7 protein-coding genes and 2 tRNA genes are annotated in these 16,226 nt (G+C 57.4%); 6 read left to right on the top strand and 3 right to left on the bottom strand.

Features of this window, described 5'->3' with window-relative positions; genetic code table 11:
• Positions 1–4 precede the first annotated feature (4 nt).
• From recC to recD, 4 genes are all read left to right on the top strand, one after another.
• Entirely contained in the window at positions 5–3,379 is a 3,375-nt protein-coding gene (recC, locus tag KFZ77_RS15795; protein WP_264384740.1) for an exodeoxyribonuclease V subunit gamma, read from the top strand.
• A 136-nt stretch (positions 3,380–3,515) separates the two neighbouring features.
• A complete protein-coding gene (gene ptrA, locus KFZ77_RS15790) occupies positions 3,516–6,401 on the top strand; it encodes a pitrilysin (protein ID WP_264384739.1) in 2,886 nt (961 codons plus the stop codon).
• A complete protein-coding gene (gene recB, locus KFZ77_RS15785; RefSeq protein ID WP_264384738.1) occupies positions 6,398–9,946 on the top strand; it encodes an exodeoxyribonuclease V subunit beta in 3,549 nt (1,182 codons plus the stop codon). The genes ptrA and recB overlap by 4 nt, the downstream gene beginning before the upstream one ends.
• A complete protein-coding gene (gene recD, locus KFZ77_RS15780) occupies positions 9,943–11,802 on the top strand; it encodes an exodeoxyribonuclease V subunit alpha (protein ID WP_264384737.1) in 1,860 nt (619 codons plus the stop codon). Before recB ends, recD begins: the two co-directional genes overlap by 4 nt.
• Before the next feature lie 5 nt (positions 11,803–11,807).
• On the opposite strand, the gene argA is transcribed toward recD, so the two are convergent.
• Positions 11,808–13,139, bottom strand: a complete 1,332-nt coding sequence (gene argA, locus KFZ77_RS15775; RefSeq protein ID WP_031523958.1) for an amino-acid N-acetyltransferase — start codon at positions 13,137–13,139, stop codon at positions 11,808–11,810.
• Positions 13,140–13,366: 227 nt separating this feature from the next.
• Here argA and amiC point away from each other — a divergent pair, with 227 nt between their 5' ends.
• Complete coding sequence (gene amiC, locus KFZ77_RS15770; RefSeq protein WP_031523955.1) at positions 13,367–14,614, top strand: N-acetylmuramoyl-L-alanine amidase AmiC; 1,248 nt, start codon at positions 13,367–13,369, stop codon at positions 14,612–14,614.
• 69 nt (positions 14,615–14,683) lie between these two features.
• Here amiC and KFZ77_RS15765 read toward each other — a convergent pair.
• A tRNA-Met gene (locus tag KFZ77_RS15765) sits at positions 14,684–14,760 on the bottom strand.
• A 58-nt stretch (positions 14,761–14,818) separates the two neighbouring features.
• Positions 14,819–14,895, bottom strand: a tRNA-Met gene (locus KFZ77_RS15760).
• A 204-nt stretch (positions 14,896–15,099) separates the two neighbouring features.
• On the opposite strand from KFZ77_RS15760, the gene mltA reads away from it, so the two are divergent.
• On the top strand, positions 15,100–16,197 hold the full coding sequence (gene mltA / locus KFZ77_RS15755) for a murein transglycosylase A (protein ID WP_264384736.1): 1,098 nt from the start codon (positions 15,100–15,102) through the stop codon (positions 16,195–16,197).
• Positions 16,198–16,226 lie beyond the last annotated feature (29 nt).

Here is a 16,226-nt window from a genome sequence, read left to right as displayed (position 1 = left end):
GAGCATGTTACGGGTTTATCACTCAAACCGCCTGGATGTTCTGGAAGAAATCATGGAGTTCATTGTTGAACGCCAGCGGCTTGACGATCCTTTTGAATCTGAAGTGGTACTGGTGCAAAGCACCGGTATGGCGCAATGGCTTCAGATGACCCTTGCTCGTCGTTTTGGTGTGGCGGCAAACATTGATTTTCCCCTCCCTGCACGTTTCATCTGGGAAATGTTCATTAATGTGCTCAACGGGATCCCGAAAGAGAGCGCATTTACCAAGCAGAGCATGAGCTGGAAATTGATGAGCATTTTGCCGGAGATGCTGTCCCGCCCGGAATTTGCCATGCTGGGGCATTATCTGCAGGAGGACGACGATGACCGTAAGCTCTTCCAGTTGGCATCGCGAATTGCCGATCTTTACGATCAGTATCTGGTTTACCGTCCGGAGTGGTTAAGTCGTTGGGAAACCGGAGACCTTATCGACGGCCTGGATGATGCTCAGCGCTGGCAGGCTCCGCTCTGGAAAGCGCTGGTGGAGCATACCGAAGCGCTGGGGCAACCCGGATGGCATCGTGCCAATCTGTATCAGCGTTTTATCACTACGCTTGAGCGTGCCGAGAGTTGCCCGCCAGGGTTGCCTTCCCGTGTGTTTATCTGTGGAATTTCCGCTTTACCACCGGTCTACCTGCAGGCGCTGGAAGCGTTAGGGAAACATATTGATGTCCACCTGCTGTTTACCAACCCCTGTCGTTACTACTGGGGCGACATCAAGGATCCGACTTTTCTTGCACGGCTTCAGAGCCGACGCCGTCAGCGTACGGCTCAGGCCGAAAGTCGTGCGTTGTTTAAAGATAACGATGCTGCGCCCTCGTTGTTTAACGATGATGGCGAGCAGGAGGTTGGCAATCCGCTTCTGGCTTCGTGGGGTAAGCTGGGGCGCGACTATACCTTTTTGCTTTCAGGGCTGGAGCGTTTTGAAGAGTTTGATGTCTTCGTTGACACCGAACCCGGCACGTTACTGCGCAATATTCACCACGATCTTCTGGAGCTGCACAACGCAGCGGTTGAAGGCAGCACGCTGGAAACGTATGAAACTAGCGTACAAAAACGTCAGCTTTCGCCTGACGATCGCAGCGTCACCTTCCATATCTGCCATAGCCCGCAGCGTGAGGTAGAGATCCTGCACGATCAGCTGCTGGCTATGCTGGAAAACGATCCCGAGCTGACCCCGCGCGATATTATCGTCATGGTTGCCGATATCGACAGCTACAGCCCGTATATCCAGGCCGTATTTGGCAGTGCCAGCAGCGATCGGTGGCTACCGTTTGCTATTTCCGACCGCCGCGCCCGTGAAGCACACCCGGCAGTTCAGGCCTTTTTAACACTGCTTTCGCTGCCAGATAGCCGTTTTGTGTCGGAAGACGTGCTGGCGCTGCTGGAAGTGCCATCGCTTGCCGCACGCTTTAACATTGACGAAGAAGGGCTGCGCTATCTGCGCCTGTGGGTGCATCAATCAGGCGTTCGCTGGGGAATGGATGATGACAACGTCCGCGATTTTTCACTCCCCGCCACCGGACAACACACCTGGCAGTTCGGCTTAACCCGTATGCTGCTCGGCTATGCGATGGAAAGCAGCGTCGGGGAGTGGCGCGACGTCCTGCCCTATGACGAATCAAGCGGGCTGATTGCAGCGCTGGTTGGGCATCTTGCCGATCTGCTGATGCAGCTGAACCTCTGGCGCAGGGGGTTAACGCAGGCACGGCCGCTGGTTGAATGGCTACCGGTCTGTCGCGATATGCTGGAGAGTTTTTTTGCAGCGGATCCGGAAACCGAAGCGGCACTGGCGCTTATTGAGCAGCAGTGGCAGGCCATGATTGAGCAGGGCGTTGAATCCCGTTATCAACGCGAAGTGCCGCTCACGCTGCTACGCGATGAGCTGGCGCAGCGTCTCGATCAGGAGCGTATCAGCCAGCGCTTCCTGGCCGGCCCGGTTAACTTCTGCACGTTAATGCCAATGCGCTCTATCCCATTTAAGGTGGTGTGCCTGCTGGGCATGAATGATGGTGTTTACCCGCGAACCCTTGCGCCGCTCGGCTTCGATCTGATGAGTCAGAAACCGGTGCGCGGCGATCGCAGTCGTCGGGATGACGATCGTTATCTTTTCCTCGAAGCGCTGATTTCAGCGCAACAAAAACTGTATATCAGCTATATCGGTCGCGATATTCAGGACAACAGCGAACGTTTCCCTTCTGTGCTGGTTCAGGAGCTGCTGGATTATATCGGCCAGAGCCATTACCTGACGGGGGACGAGGCGCTCAACTGCGACGAAAGCGCGTCGCGCGTTAAAGCGCATCTGGTACAGGTACATACCCGTACCCCCTTTGACGCGGCAAACTTTCTGCCGGGTCATGAGCGCCAGAGCTACGCACGCGAGTGGCTGCCCGCCGCATCGGAAGAGGGCGTGCCTCATGAAGCTTTTATCAAAACCTTACCGGCGCGCATTGAAGAGGAAATCAGCTTTGAGCAGCTTCAGCGTTTCTGGCGCCATCCGGTACGGGCATTTTTCCAGATGCGTCTTGGGGTCAATTTCCGCCTGGAAGAGCCAGGCCTGCCGGACGCTGAGCCGTTCACCCTGGATGGGCTCAGCCGGTATCAGCTTAATCAGCAGCTGCTGAACGCCCTGGTTGAGTCGCGAGATCCGGAGCCGCTATTCCGCCGCTACCGCGCCGCGGGCGAGCTGCCTTACGGTGCTTTTGGCGAAATATTCTGGGAATCGCAGCTGGCCGAGATGCAGTCTCTGGCAGACAAAGTACTGGCAGGGCGGGCTGAAAGTGAGAGTCTGGAAATCGATCTGACACTTGATGGCGTACGTTTGACCGGCTGGTTAATGCAGGTACAGCCGGATGGTCTGCTGCGCTGGCGTCCGTCGATACCCGGCGTGCGTGAAGGATTGCAACTCTGGCTCGAACATCTTGTCTACTCTGCTTCAGGTTATAGCGGTGAAAGCCGGCTGTATGGACGCAAGGATACCCAGTGGCGCTTCCCGGCAATGGATGCGCAACAGGCGAAAACGTATCTGACAGCGCTGATTCAAGGTTATCAGCAGGGGCTGACTACGCCGCTGATCCTGCTGCCAAAAAGCGGTGGAGCCTGGCTTGAAGCCTGTTATGACGCAACGACGGACGCTATTTTGTGGGATGAAGAGACCCAGCAAAAAGCGCTTAACAAGCTTCTTCAGGCCTTTGAGGGAAATCAGATGGTTGAAGGCGAAGGGAGTGATATTTGGTATCAGCGGTTGTGGCGCGGTATGGTGCCAGAGTACCAGGCCGCCATTATTGAACAGGCGCAGCGTTATCTGCTACCGCTGTTTCGGTTTAACCAGCCTGAATAAGTTATGAAGCGACCGGACCGGTGCCTGGCATCATAACCAGATTATGCCCGGGCCGGAAAATGACTGCTGCCGAATACAGGCCGCGGCAAGCAATAAATGATGATTAGCCGAAGTAACGCGATTGTGAGGTTCGTTAATGCCCGTGTACCGCACCTTGATTAAAGCATGTCTGTTCTCTTTTGCCCTCTGGGCACCTTTAAGTCAGGCCGCGCAAACCTGGCAACCCATACAGGAAACCATCAGGAAAAGCGAAAAGGATAACCGCCAGTACCAGGCGATTCGTCTCGATAATGGGATGGTTGTGCTGCTGGTATCCGATGCGAAAGCGGTGAAATCCCTGTCGGCTCTGGTCGTACCGGTAGGCTCGCTTCAGGACCCGGACAGCCATGCCGGTCTGGCGCACTATCTGGAACATATGTCGCTGATGGGGTCGAAAAAATATCCGCAGCCCGATGCGCTTTCTGAGTATCTCAAGATGCACGGCGGTAGCCATAACGCCAGTACTGCACCCTACCGTACTGCCTACTACCTTGAGGTGGAAAACGATGCGCTGGAAGGCGCGGTAGATCGTCTTGCTGATGCCATCGCTGAACCTTTACTGGCAAAAAAATATGCTGCGCGTGAGCGTAACGCGGTAAACGCTGAGCTAACGCTGGCTCGGGCAAGAGATGGTATGCGCATGGCACAGGTCAGCGCCGAAACGCTTAATCCGGCACATCCAGGCGCTCGCTTTTCGGGAGGCAATCTTGAGACGCTAAGCGACAAGCCCGGTAGCCCAGTACATGAGGCGCTACGGGCGTTTCACGATAAATACTACTCTGCCAACATCATGAAAGCCGTGGTTTACAGCAACAAGCCGTTACCCGAGCTGGCTCAGCTGGCGGCCAGTACATGGGGACGCATCCCCAATAAATCGATAACGAAGCCGGAAATTAGCGTGCCGGTGGTTACTGACGCTCAGAAAGGCATTATTTTGCACTACGTGCCTGCCCAGCCGAGAAAAATGGTCCGCGTTGAGTTTCGTATCGATAACAACAGCGACCAGTTTCGCAGCAAAACCGACGAGCTGGTGGGATATCTGATCGGCAATCGTAGTCAGGGCACGCTTTCCGACTGGCTGCAGTCGCAAGGTTTAGCCGAAAGCGTACGCGCTGATTCAGATCCCGTGGTAACCGGCAACAGCGGTGTGTTTGCCATCTCCATAGCCTTAACCGATAAAGGACTTGAACAGCGTGATAAGGTGGTGGCTGCCGTCTTTAGCTATCTGAACCTGCTGCGCGAGAAAGGCGTTGATAAGCGCTATTTCGACGAGCTGGCGCGGGTACTGGATCTCGATTTTCGCTATCCCTCGATTACCCGCGATATGGGATATGTAGAGTGGCTGGCTGACTCAATGATCAGGGTTCCGGTCGAACATACCTTAGACGTGGTTAACCTGGCTGACCGCTATGACCCGCAGGCAATTAAATCACGCCTGGACATGATGACGCCTGAAAATGCCCGCATCTGGTACATCAGCCCGGATGAGCCGCATAATAAAACGGCCTATTTTGTCCAGGCGCCTTATCAGGTTGAAAAAATCCCGGCAGCGACCTTCCGTGGCTGGCAGCAACAAGCGCAGCAGATCGCATTGACGTTACCGGCGCTCAACCCCTACATTCCGGATGATTTTACGCTGATCAAAGCCGACAAGGCTTATAAGCATCCTGAACTGTTGGTGGATGAGCCGGGCCTGCGGGTGATTTATCAGCCCAGCCAGTACTTCGCCAGCGAACCCCGGGCAGATGTGTCCGTAGTGCTCCGCAACCCGAAAGCAATGGACAGCGCACGGCATCAGGTGCTTTTCGCGCTAAACGACTACCTCGCTGGCCTGGCGCTGGATGAGCTAAGCAATCAGGCGGCAGTCGGCGGGATTGGCTTTTCCACCAATGCAAACAACGGGCTGATGGTAAATGCCAATGGCTACACACAGCGTCTGCCGCATCTTTATCAGGCGCTGCTGGAGGGCTATTTCAGTTATACGGCAACCAATGAACAACTGGCGCAGGCGAAATCTTGGTATGCCCGCATGATGGATTCTGCCGAGAAAGGAAAAGCCTACGATCAGGCCATCATGCCGGTGCAGATGTTATCTCAGGTGCCTTATTTCCAGCGCGAGGATCGTCGGGCGCTACTCTCCTCGATTACCCTGGACGAGGTATATGCCTACCGGTCAATGCTGAAAACGAACGCCAGTCCTGAATGTATGGTGGTAGGAAACATGAGTGCGGCGCAGGCGATACAGTTTGGCCGGACGGTGAAAACCTCACTGGGAACAGAGGGGGCGGGATGGAGTCGGAACCGTGATGTTGTGGTAGAGAAGGCGCAGGCGTTATTCAACAAGCCTGGCATTACCACTGACTCCGCACTGGCTGCAGTATTTGTCCCAGAAGGCTATAGCGAAGCGAGCAGCGCAGCATACAGCGCCATGCTGGGGCAAATCGTGCAGCCGTGGTTTTACAATCAGCTGCGCACTGAGGAGCAACTCGGGTATGCCGTGTTTGCATTTCCGATGAGCGTGGGCCGTCAGTGGGGAGTGGGCTTCCTGCTACAGAGCAGTGATAAACAGCCTGCTTATCTCTGGCAGCGCTACCAGGCGTTTTTCCCTGATGTAGAGAAACGGCTGCGCGGGATGGATGAAACCACGTTTAATCAGATTAAACAGGGGGTTATCAGCCAGATGCTGCAGTCTCCCCAGACGCTTGGCGAAGAGGCAGCGAAACTGAGTAAAGACTTCGATCGTGGTAATATGCGCTTCGATTCGCGCGACAAGGTTGTAGCCAGCATTAATACGCTGACGCCGCATCAGCTTGCTGATTTCTTCCACAAGGCGGTGGTGGCGCCCCAGGGCATGGCTATTCTGTCGCAAATCTCCGGCCAGCAGGCTGGCAAGCCAGGCTATGCCGCGCCGACAGGCTGGAAAGAGTGGGATAACGTCAGCAACCTGCAAAAAACATTACCGCTAGTGAGTGAGAAAGAATGATTTCCCCCGCAGAACCGCTTAATCCGTTACGTTTGCCGCTTACCGGTGAGCGGCTCATTGAAGCGTCTGCGGGGACGGGAAAAACCTTCACCATTGCAGCGCTCTATCTGCGCCTGCTGTTGGGGCTGGGTGAGGAGAATGCGTTCCCACGCCCGCTTTCGGTCGAAGAGCTGCTGGTGGTGACTTTCACCGAGGCTGCCACCGAGGAGCTCCGCGGACGTATTCGCGCCAATATTCACGAATTGCGTATCGCCTGCGTGCGCGGTCAGAGTGATAACCCGCTCTACAGCAGTCTGCTGGATGAAATTGACGACAAGCCTCATGCGGCAAAAACGCTGCTGCTGGCCGAACGGCAGATGGATGAGGCGGCTATTTTTACCATCCACGGTTTTTGCCAGCGCATGCTTAGCCTGAATGCTTTTGAGTCCGGCATGCCGTTTGAGCTGAAGCTGATTGAAGACGAGTCGCTGCTGCGATATCAGGCCTGCGCCGATTTCTGGCGACGTCACTGCTACCCGCTGCCGAAATCAGTGGCTCAGGTGATCAGCGAGACCTGGAGTGGCCCGGACGATCTGCTGCGGGACATCAACTTTTACCTCAGCGGCGAAGCGCCGCGCATCAAAACGCCCCCTGCGGATGATGAAACCATTGAGGCCCGGCATGAAAGACTGGTCGCGTTGATCGATGAAGTAAAAGCATTGTGGCGCGAGGCGCAGCCCGAGCTGGACGCAATTATCGAAAACTCCGGCATCAACCGGCAGCGCTTCAACCGTAAAAACCAGGCCGGCTATATGGACAAGGTGAATGCCTGGGCGCAGGAGAGCACCGTCAGCTATACGCCGCCTGAGGCGCTGGGGAAATTTGCCCAGAGTTTTCTTGATAGCCGCACTAAAGAAGGTGGAGAGCCGCCACGTCATCCGCTGTTCAGCGCTATTGATGCTTTACTGGCCCAGCCGCTGACGTTGCGCGACCTGGTTATCACCCGGGCGATGGCTGAGATCCGCGCCACGGTTGCCAAAGAGAAACGCCGCCGCGGCGAACTGGGCTTTGACGATATGCTCAGCCGCCTCGATAGCGCCCTGCAGCAGCCCGGTGGGGAGGCGCTGGCGCTGGCTATCCGCACCCGTTTTCCCGCCGCGATGATCGATGAGTTTCAGGATACCGATCCACAGCAGTACCGTATCTTTCATCGCATCTGGCATGGACAGGAAGGAACCGCCCTGCTGCTGATTGGCGATCCAAAGCAGGCCATCTACGCTTTTCGCGGCGCGGATATCTTCACCTATATGAAGGCACGCAACGAAGTTAGTGCTCACTACACTCTGGATACTAACTGGCGCTCATCGCCCGCGATGATTGAATGCGTGAACCGTCTGTTTTCACAGGTAGATAATCCTTTCCTGTTCCGCGATATCCCGTTTCAGGCGGTAAAGTCGGCGCCGCGCAACAGCGGATTACGTTTTACCTGGCAAGGTGAAACCCAGCCTGCGATGGCGCTCTGCCTGATGGAGGGCGATGGCGTCGGAGTAAGTGATTACCAACATTTTATGGCACGCGTCTGCGCCCAGCAGATCCGCGACTGGCTGGCTGCGGGCCTGCGCGGTGACGCGCTACTATGGCGCGGCGAGACCGCGCGGCCAGTCGCGGCCTCCGATATTACCGTGCTGGTGCGCAGCCGTAACGAGGCCGCGCTCATCCGCGATGCGCTATATGCGCTGAATATACCTTCTGTCTATCTTTCGAATCGCGACAGCGTTTTCAGTACGCCGGAAGCGCTGGAGCTGCTCTGGCTATTGCAGGCAGTGCTGGCTCCGGAAGTTGAAAATGCGCTGCGCAGCGCTATGGCGACCAGCATGCTGGGGCTGACAGCGGTAGACATTGAGCTGCTGAATAATGACGAGCAGGCCTGGGATACGCTGGTGGACGAGTTTGACGGCTATCGCCAGGTGTGGCTGAAGCGCGGTGTGATGCCCATGCTGCGGGCGCTGATGACGCGGCGTCAGGTAGCGGAAAATTTGCTGGCTACGCCGGGCGGTGAGCGACGCCTGACCGATATTCTGCACCTCAGTGAGCTGCTGCAGGAGGCCTCTGCCCAGACCGACAGCGAACACGCGCTGGTACGCTGGCTGGCGCAGCACATTGCCGAGCCAGATGCTAATGCATCAAGTCAGCAGCTGCGGCTGGAGAGCGACCGGCATCTGGTGCAGATCGTCACTATTCATAAATCGAAGGGGCTGGAATATCCGTTGGTCTGGCTGCCGTTTATCGCCAATTTCCGCGAGCAGGATCAGGCCTTCTACCATGACCGTACCACCTTTGATGCGGTGCTGGACCTCGACAAAGACCCGCAGAGCCTGGAGCTTGCCGAAGCCGAGCGCCTGGCGGAAGATTTGCGTCTGCTTTATGTGGCGCTGACTCGTTCAATCTGGCACTGCAGCCTGGGGATTGCGCCGCTGTTCCGCGGGCGCGGGGCGAAGAAGGGCGCTACCCATTTTCATCAGAGCGCTATCGGACGCCTGCTCCAAAAAGGCGATGCGCTGGAAGCATCGCAGCTTGTGGCCTGTCTTGAGGCGTTTTGTCACGGTCCGGTAGCACTGCTGCGCCCGGAAGCGGACGATGATTCCCCCTGGCTGCCGCCGGTGCGCGAAACCGCAGAGCTTGGCGCGCGAGCGCTGGCAAGGCGCGTGGTTGATGACTGGCGGGTCACCAGTTATTCAGGATTGCAGCAGCACGGAGCCAGCGTGGCGCAGGATCTGATGCCGAGACTCGACCTGGATGCCGCCGGAGAAGCGCATCCTGCAGAGCCTGCCGCCCCCTCGGCCCACAACTTTCCGCGCGGCGCTTCGCCAGGTACCTTTCTGCACGGCCTGTTTGAGAGCCTTGATTTTACCCAGCCGGTTGAGGCGCAGTGGGTAACCGAGCAGTTGCAGCTCGGTGGGTTTGATGAGAGCTGGCAACCGGTGTTGACCGACTGGCTGGAGGCCATTCTGCAGGCGCCGCTCAACGAAACGGGCGTATCGCTACGGCAGCTGGGCGCAAAAGAGAAACAGGTGGAACTGGAGTTCTATATCCCGATTGACGCCCCGCTACAGCCTCAGGCGCTTGATGCCCTGATTCGTCACTACGATCCGCTGTCGGCGGATTGCCCACCGCTAAACTTCCGTCAGGTGCGCGGTATGCTGAAGGGCTTTATCGACCTGGTGTTCCGCTGGCAGGGGCGCTATTACCTGCTGGACTATAAATCCAACTGGCTGGGTGACAGCGGAGAAGCCTATACCCGTGAGGCAATGGCGCGTGCTATGCAGTCGCACCGCTACGATCTCCAGTATCAGCTCTATACCCTGGCGCTGCATCGTTATCTGCGCCATCGTATGGCCGACTATGACTACGATCGCCACTTCGGCGGCGTCATTTATCTCTTTTTACGCGGCGTTGAGGGCGATGGCGCCAGCCAGGGCATTTTCACCACGCGCCCGGACGCGGTATTGATTGAAAAAATGGATAAATTGTTTGCCGGCGAAACTGCCGGGGAGAAGACGCAATGAAAATGCGTGAGCTACTGATCCAGGCCGTGGAGCGTAAATGTCTGCGGCCGCTGGATGCGCAATTTGCCATGATGATTGCTGGCGAAGACGAACCCGCCCTGATGCTGGCTGCGGCGCAACTGAGTTTTGACGCCGGTGAGGGGCATGTGTGCCTGCCGCTGGCATCCCTGACGCCGCACGACAGCTTTGCCTGGCGTGATGCTACCCTGGCGAAAGCGCTGTTCGATGAGGCGGGCGTGGAAGGTGACTGGCGCGCGGTGCTGCAGCACTCACCTGCGGTCGCCAAAGACGACGAGCCTGCGCCGCTCAAGCTTATCGATAATCGTCTCTACTTTAACCGCATGTGGCGCAACGAGCAGTGCGTGGCCGCGTTTTTCCGCGACGGCAACCGCGTTATTGAGCACGACGAAGCACGCATAGCGGCTACGCTCAATGCGCTGTTTCCCGGTGACGAAGCCCTTAACTGGCAGAAAGTTGCCGCAGCGGTAGCGCTGACGCGGCGTATCTCGGTGATCTCCGGCGGGCCGGGCACCGGTAAAACCACCACCGTGGCGAAGCTGCTGGCCGCACTACTGCAGATGGCGCAGGATAAACCGCCGCGCATTCAGCTGGCAGCGCCCACCGGTAAAGCCGCGGCGCGTCTGACCGAGTCGCTCGGCAAGGCGCTGCGCCAACTCCCGATCAACGATGCGCAAAAGGCGCTGTTCCCGGCGGAGGCGCGCACGCTGCATCGTCTGTTAGGCGCGCAGCCGAGGAGCCAGCGCATGCGGCATCACCGCGATAACCCGTTGCATCTCGACGTGCTGGTGGTGGATGAAGCCTCGATGATCGACCTGCCGATGATGGCGCGGCTGATCGAGGCGCTGCCGCCCGCGGCGCGAGTGATCTTTTTAGGCGATCGCGATCAGCTGGCCTCGGTCGAAGCGGGGGCGGTGCTGGGCGATGTCTGCCACTTCGCCAGCTACGGCTATACCTCATCACGCGCCGGGGAGCTGCAGCGGCTAACCGGGTGCGAGCTGCCGTGCGGTGATGAGGCGCGAGCAGCGCCGCTGCGTGATGCGCTCTGCCTGCTGCAAAAAAGTTATCGCTTCGGCAGCGATTCCGGCATCGGTCAGCTGGCTTTCGCGGTTAACCGTAGCGATCTGGCGGCGGTCAAAAGCATACTTCAGCAGCCGTTTGCGGATATCGCGCTGCAGTCGCTGCACACCCGTGAAGAGTGCGTCGCGATGGTGGATGCCCTGGCGCAGGGTTATCGCGAATTTTTGCAGGCGGTTACAGCACGAGCGGCACCCGAGGTGGTACTTGAGGCGTTCAGCCGCTTTCAGGTGTTGTGCGCGCTACGTGAAGGGCCCTTTGGCGTGGCCGGGCTGAATGAGCAGATTGAGCAGGTGCTGGCGCGCGGCAGGCATATTCGTCCCGATCCGCTCTCCCGCTGGTATGAAGGGCGTCCGGTGATGATTGTGCGTAACGACAGCGCGCTGGGGTTGTTCAACGGCGATATCGGCATTGCGCTGGATCGAGGGCAGGGGCTGCGCGTCTGGTTCCCGATGCCTGATGGCACAATTAAGTCAGTCCAGCCGGGGCGTTTACCGGCTCACGAGACGGCATGGGTAATGACGGTGCACAAGTCGCAGGGCTCCGAGTTTGATCATGCTGCGCTGGTGCTGCCGACGCAGTTTACCCCGGTGGTGTCGCGCGAACTGGTCTATACCGCCATCACGCGAGCGCGCAGTAAGCTGTCGCTCTATGCCAGCGAACGCGTGCTGGAGCAGGCGATAGATACGCGTATTGAACGGCGCAGTGGCCTGACGGCGATCTTTGGCGCGCACCAGATTCAGGCTCCAGAGGGAGCCTGAATCTGTCAGGTGAGGTCGGCCATCAGCACTTTCGAGCGGCGCTGATAGTTGTACATCTCTTTTTTACTCTCAGGCAAAGAGTCAATGTCCACTGGCGTAAAGCCGCGCTCCTGGAACCAGTGAATGCTGCGCGTGGTGAGTACAAACAGTTTGCTCAGCCCCATCTGCTTTGCCTGGGTTTCAATACGCTGGAGCAGAACCTCGCCCCGCGCCGAGCTGCGGTAGTCCGGGTGTACTGCCACGCAGGCCATCTCGCCGATTTTTTCCTCCGGGAACGGATAGAGGGCGGCGCAGGCGATGGTCAGATTGTCGCGCTGAATAATGGTGAACTTATCAATCTCCATTTCCAGCTGCTCGCGGGAGCGGCGCACCAGAATTCCCTGCTGTTCCAGCGGGCGAATTAGCTCAAGGATGCCGCCGATGTCGTTGATATTAGCCCGGCGGATCTGCTCGGCACTCTCCATAACAATCTGCGTACCGATGCCGTCGCGGGAAAACAGCTCCTGCAGCAGCGCGCCATCCTCCTGATAGCTGATTAAGTGGCTGCGGCGCACGCCGCTGCGGCAGGCTTTGACTGCGCCGCGCAGGAAACGCACCGTCCCGGAGTGAAAGTCGCCTTTCTCTTCGAGGGCTTCAACCCGGGCCTGGGCTTCATTGGGGAACAGCTCGGAAATGATGTTGCCGTCGTCATCGATGACGCCCTGAGACGAGCAGAAGCCAATCATTTTTTCCGCTTTCAGTTTGCTCGCCAGCTGGGTGGCAATCTCTTCTGAGGTGAGGTTAAAACTCTCACCGGTAACCGATACGGCAACCGGCCCCATCAGCACGATAGCGCCGCTGTCGAGCTGACGGTGGATCGCTTCTTCATCGATGCGGCGAATACGGCCGCTGTGGCAGTAGTCGATGCCGTCATCCACGCCTAACGGCTGAGCAATAATAAAGTTGCCGCTCACCACGTTGATATGTGCGCCCTGCAGCGGCGTATTATTCAGGCTCATGGAAAGGCGAGCGGTGATATCAAGCTGCAGCAGTCCCGCTGCCTGCTTAACCAGTTCGAGGGTTTTGGCGTCGGTCACGCGCGTGTGCTTGTGGTACACCGGTTCATGATGATGCGCTGCCAGGTTAGCGTCGATCTGTGGACGCGCCCCATAAACCAGCACCAGGCGGATGCCCAGACTGTGCAGCAGACCAATATCGTTGACGATGCTGGAGAAGTTCTCATGCTCAATGGCTTCGCCGCCAAGCATAATGACGAATGTCTTACCCCGGTGGGCATTAATATAAGGAACAGAATGGCGGAATCCCTGCACCAGTTCGATTCTACGCTCCTTAACCACGGTAACCCCTCATTGAATTTTTATTCGTAATTTTTGTATTTTTATTCTTTTGTGGCGCAGTGTGCAAGCAGGAATTTCATCCGCCCCTGAGGGTACGCGCCGAGGGTGAAGGAGATATGACGTAATGTTTACCCTTTTATAGATGACAGCGTTAGCGCCTTTCGCTAAAGTTTTGCTCCAATTTTAACAATCTACGCAGAATTTCAGGTTATTTACCCGGGAGTGGCATGTCAGGTTTTAATTCAGGCGTAAGCCGTCGTCATCTTTTGCAGGGGGCGGGGGCAATGTGGTTATTAAGCGTCAGTCAGGTTGGGCTGGCGGCTTCAGGCCAGGTCATCGCTGTGCGCGTCTGGCCTGCCTCCACCTATACGCGCGTGACCATTGAATCAAACCGCGTGCTGAAATACCGCCAGTTTGCGCTAAGTAACCCGGAACGCGTGGTGGTGGATATCGAAGGGATCAATCTGAATGCCGTGCTGAAAGGGTTGGGCAATCAGATCCGCAGTGACGATCCCTTTATTCAGTCGGCACGCGTCGGCCAGTTCGATCCCAATACCGTGCGCATGGTGTTTGAGCTGAAGCAGAACGTGTCGCCGCAGCTGTTCGCACTGGCCCCGGTGGCCGAATTCAAAGAGCGCCTGGTGATGGATCTCTACCCGGCTAACGGCAATCACGCGGAAGATCCGCTGCTGGCGCTGCTTGAGGATTACAACAAGGGCGAACTGGAGCAGAAAACCCCCTCCGGTGGTCCGCAGCCGGGTAAAGCCGGGCGCGATCGCCCGATTGTCATCATGATCGATCCCGGTCACGGTGGGGAAGATCCCGGCGCTATCGGCAAGTACAAGACCCGAGAAAAAGACGTGGTGCTGCAGATCGCTCGCCGTCTGCGCGCTCTGATCGAGAAAAAGAACAACATGAAGGTCTTTATGACGCGCAACGAGGATGTGTTTATCCCGCTCAAGGTGCGCGTTGCCAAAGCCCAGAAGCAGCGGGCGGATCTGTTCGTCTCGATTCACGCGGATGCCTTCACCAACCGCGCGGCGCGTGGATCGTCGGTATTTGCGCTTTCCACCAAAGGGGCCACCAGCACGGCGGCAAAGTATCTGGCGCAGACGCAGAATGCCGCGGATTTGATCGGTGGGGTGAGCAAAAGCGGCGATCGCTATCTCGACCATACGATGTTCGACATGGTGCAGTCGCTCACCATTACCGACAGCCTGAAGTTCGGGAAAGAGGTACTTAAGCGCCTGGGCGGCGTGAATAAGCTGCACAAAAACAGCGTCGATCAGGCCGGGTTTGCGGTGTTAAAAGCCCCGGAGATCCCGTCGATTCTGGTGGAAACGGCGTTTATCAGTAACGTGGAAGAGGAGCGCAAGCTGCGTACGGCGGCGTTTCAGCAGCAGGTGGCGGAGTCGATTCTGGCAGGGATTGAAGCCTATTTTGCCGATGATGCACGGATGGCGCGGCGCGGATAACGCGCCGTTTTTTGGCGGCGCTGAATTTCAGGCATAAAAAAACACCCTTAAGGGTGCTTATTTATAAGTTGGTTGCGGGGGCCGGATTTGAACCGACGACCTTCGGGTTATGAGCCCGACGAGCTACCAGGCTGCTCCACCCCGCGTCCGTCTTACTACTTCTTCTTTTTATTACGCGCTTTTGGCTGTTGCCAGCATCGTAATTGGTTGCGGGGGCCGGATTTGAACCGACGACCTTCGGGTTATGAGCCCGACGAGCTACCAGGCTGCTCCACCCCGCGTCCGTGGAAGCGCACTATACTCCGCTCGCTTTTCGATGCAACCCTTTTTTCCAATAAAACTCGATGTTTGGCTCAGGTTGACTAATTATCCGGCCATTTGTTTATTTACCAGGCGTATTTACTGTTACGCGCTGGCTTCACATTTCAATCCCAGGTACGGTTTGCTATCTTCCTTCGCACGCCGTGGCAAATTCCGGAGAGATCATGAAAGGACGTTGGGCACACTACCTTCTTACAGGGGCAATGATTACGCTGCTTGCCGCCTGTTCCTCAAAGCCTACCGACCGTGGGCAGCAGTACAGCGACGGGAAATTTACCCAGCCTTTCTCATTAGTTAATCAGCCGGATGCCACTGGCGCGCCGATTAACGCCGGCGACTTCGCCGAGCAGGTGAATCAGATCCGCAGCGCCTCGCCACGTCTTTATGGTAGCCAGGGCAATGTCTACAGCGCGGTGCAGGAGTGGCTGCGTGCCGGGGGCGATACCCGCAACCTGAACCAGTTCGGGCTGAATGCCTGGCAGATGGAAGGGGCAGACAACTACGGTAACGTACAGTTTACCGGCTACTACACGCCGGTGGTGCAGGCGCGTCATACCCGTCAGGGCGAATTCCAGTACCCGATTTACCGCATGCCGCCGAAGCGTGGCCGCCTGCCGTCCCGCGCCGACATCTATGCCGGGGCGCTGAGCGAAAACTACGTTATCGCCTGGAGCAACTCCCTGATGGATAACTTCATCATGGACGTGCAGGGCAGCGGCTATATCGATTTTGGCGACGGCAGCCCACTCAACTTCTTTGCCTATGCCGGGAAAAATGGCCACGCCTACCACAGCATCGGCAAAGTGCTGATCGACCGCGGGGAAGTGAAGCGGGAAGATATGTCGATGCAGGCGATTCGCCAGTGGGGGGAAACCCACAGTGAGGCAGAAGTACGCGAGCTGCTGGAGCAGAACCCGTCCTTCGTCTTCTTTAAGCCGCAGTCCTACGCGCCGGTGAAGGGCGCCAGCGCCGTGCCGCTGATTGGCCGTGCCTCGGTGGCATCGGATCGCTCGATCATTCCGGCGGGCACCACGCTGCTGGCCGAAGTGCCGCTGCTGGACAACAACGGAAAATTTAACGGACAATACGAGCTGCGCCTGATGGTGGCGCTGGATGTCGGAGGCGCTATCAAAGGCCAGCACTTTGATATCTATCAGGGCATCGGCCCGGATGCCGGGCATCGTGCCGGCTGGTATAACCACTATGGTCGTGTGTGGGTGCTGAAAAACGCGCCCGGTACCGGCAACGTCTTTAGCGGCTGATGACCGTGGCGGAGGCCACTGGCCTCCGT

Source organism: Siccibacter colletis (assembly GCF_025914095.1).
Taxonomy (GTDB): Bacteria; Pseudomonadota; Gammaproteobacteria; order Enterobacterales; family Enterobacteriaceae; genus Siccibacter; species Siccibacter colletis.
This window is presented reverse-complemented; position numbering and strand designations above follow the sequence as displayed.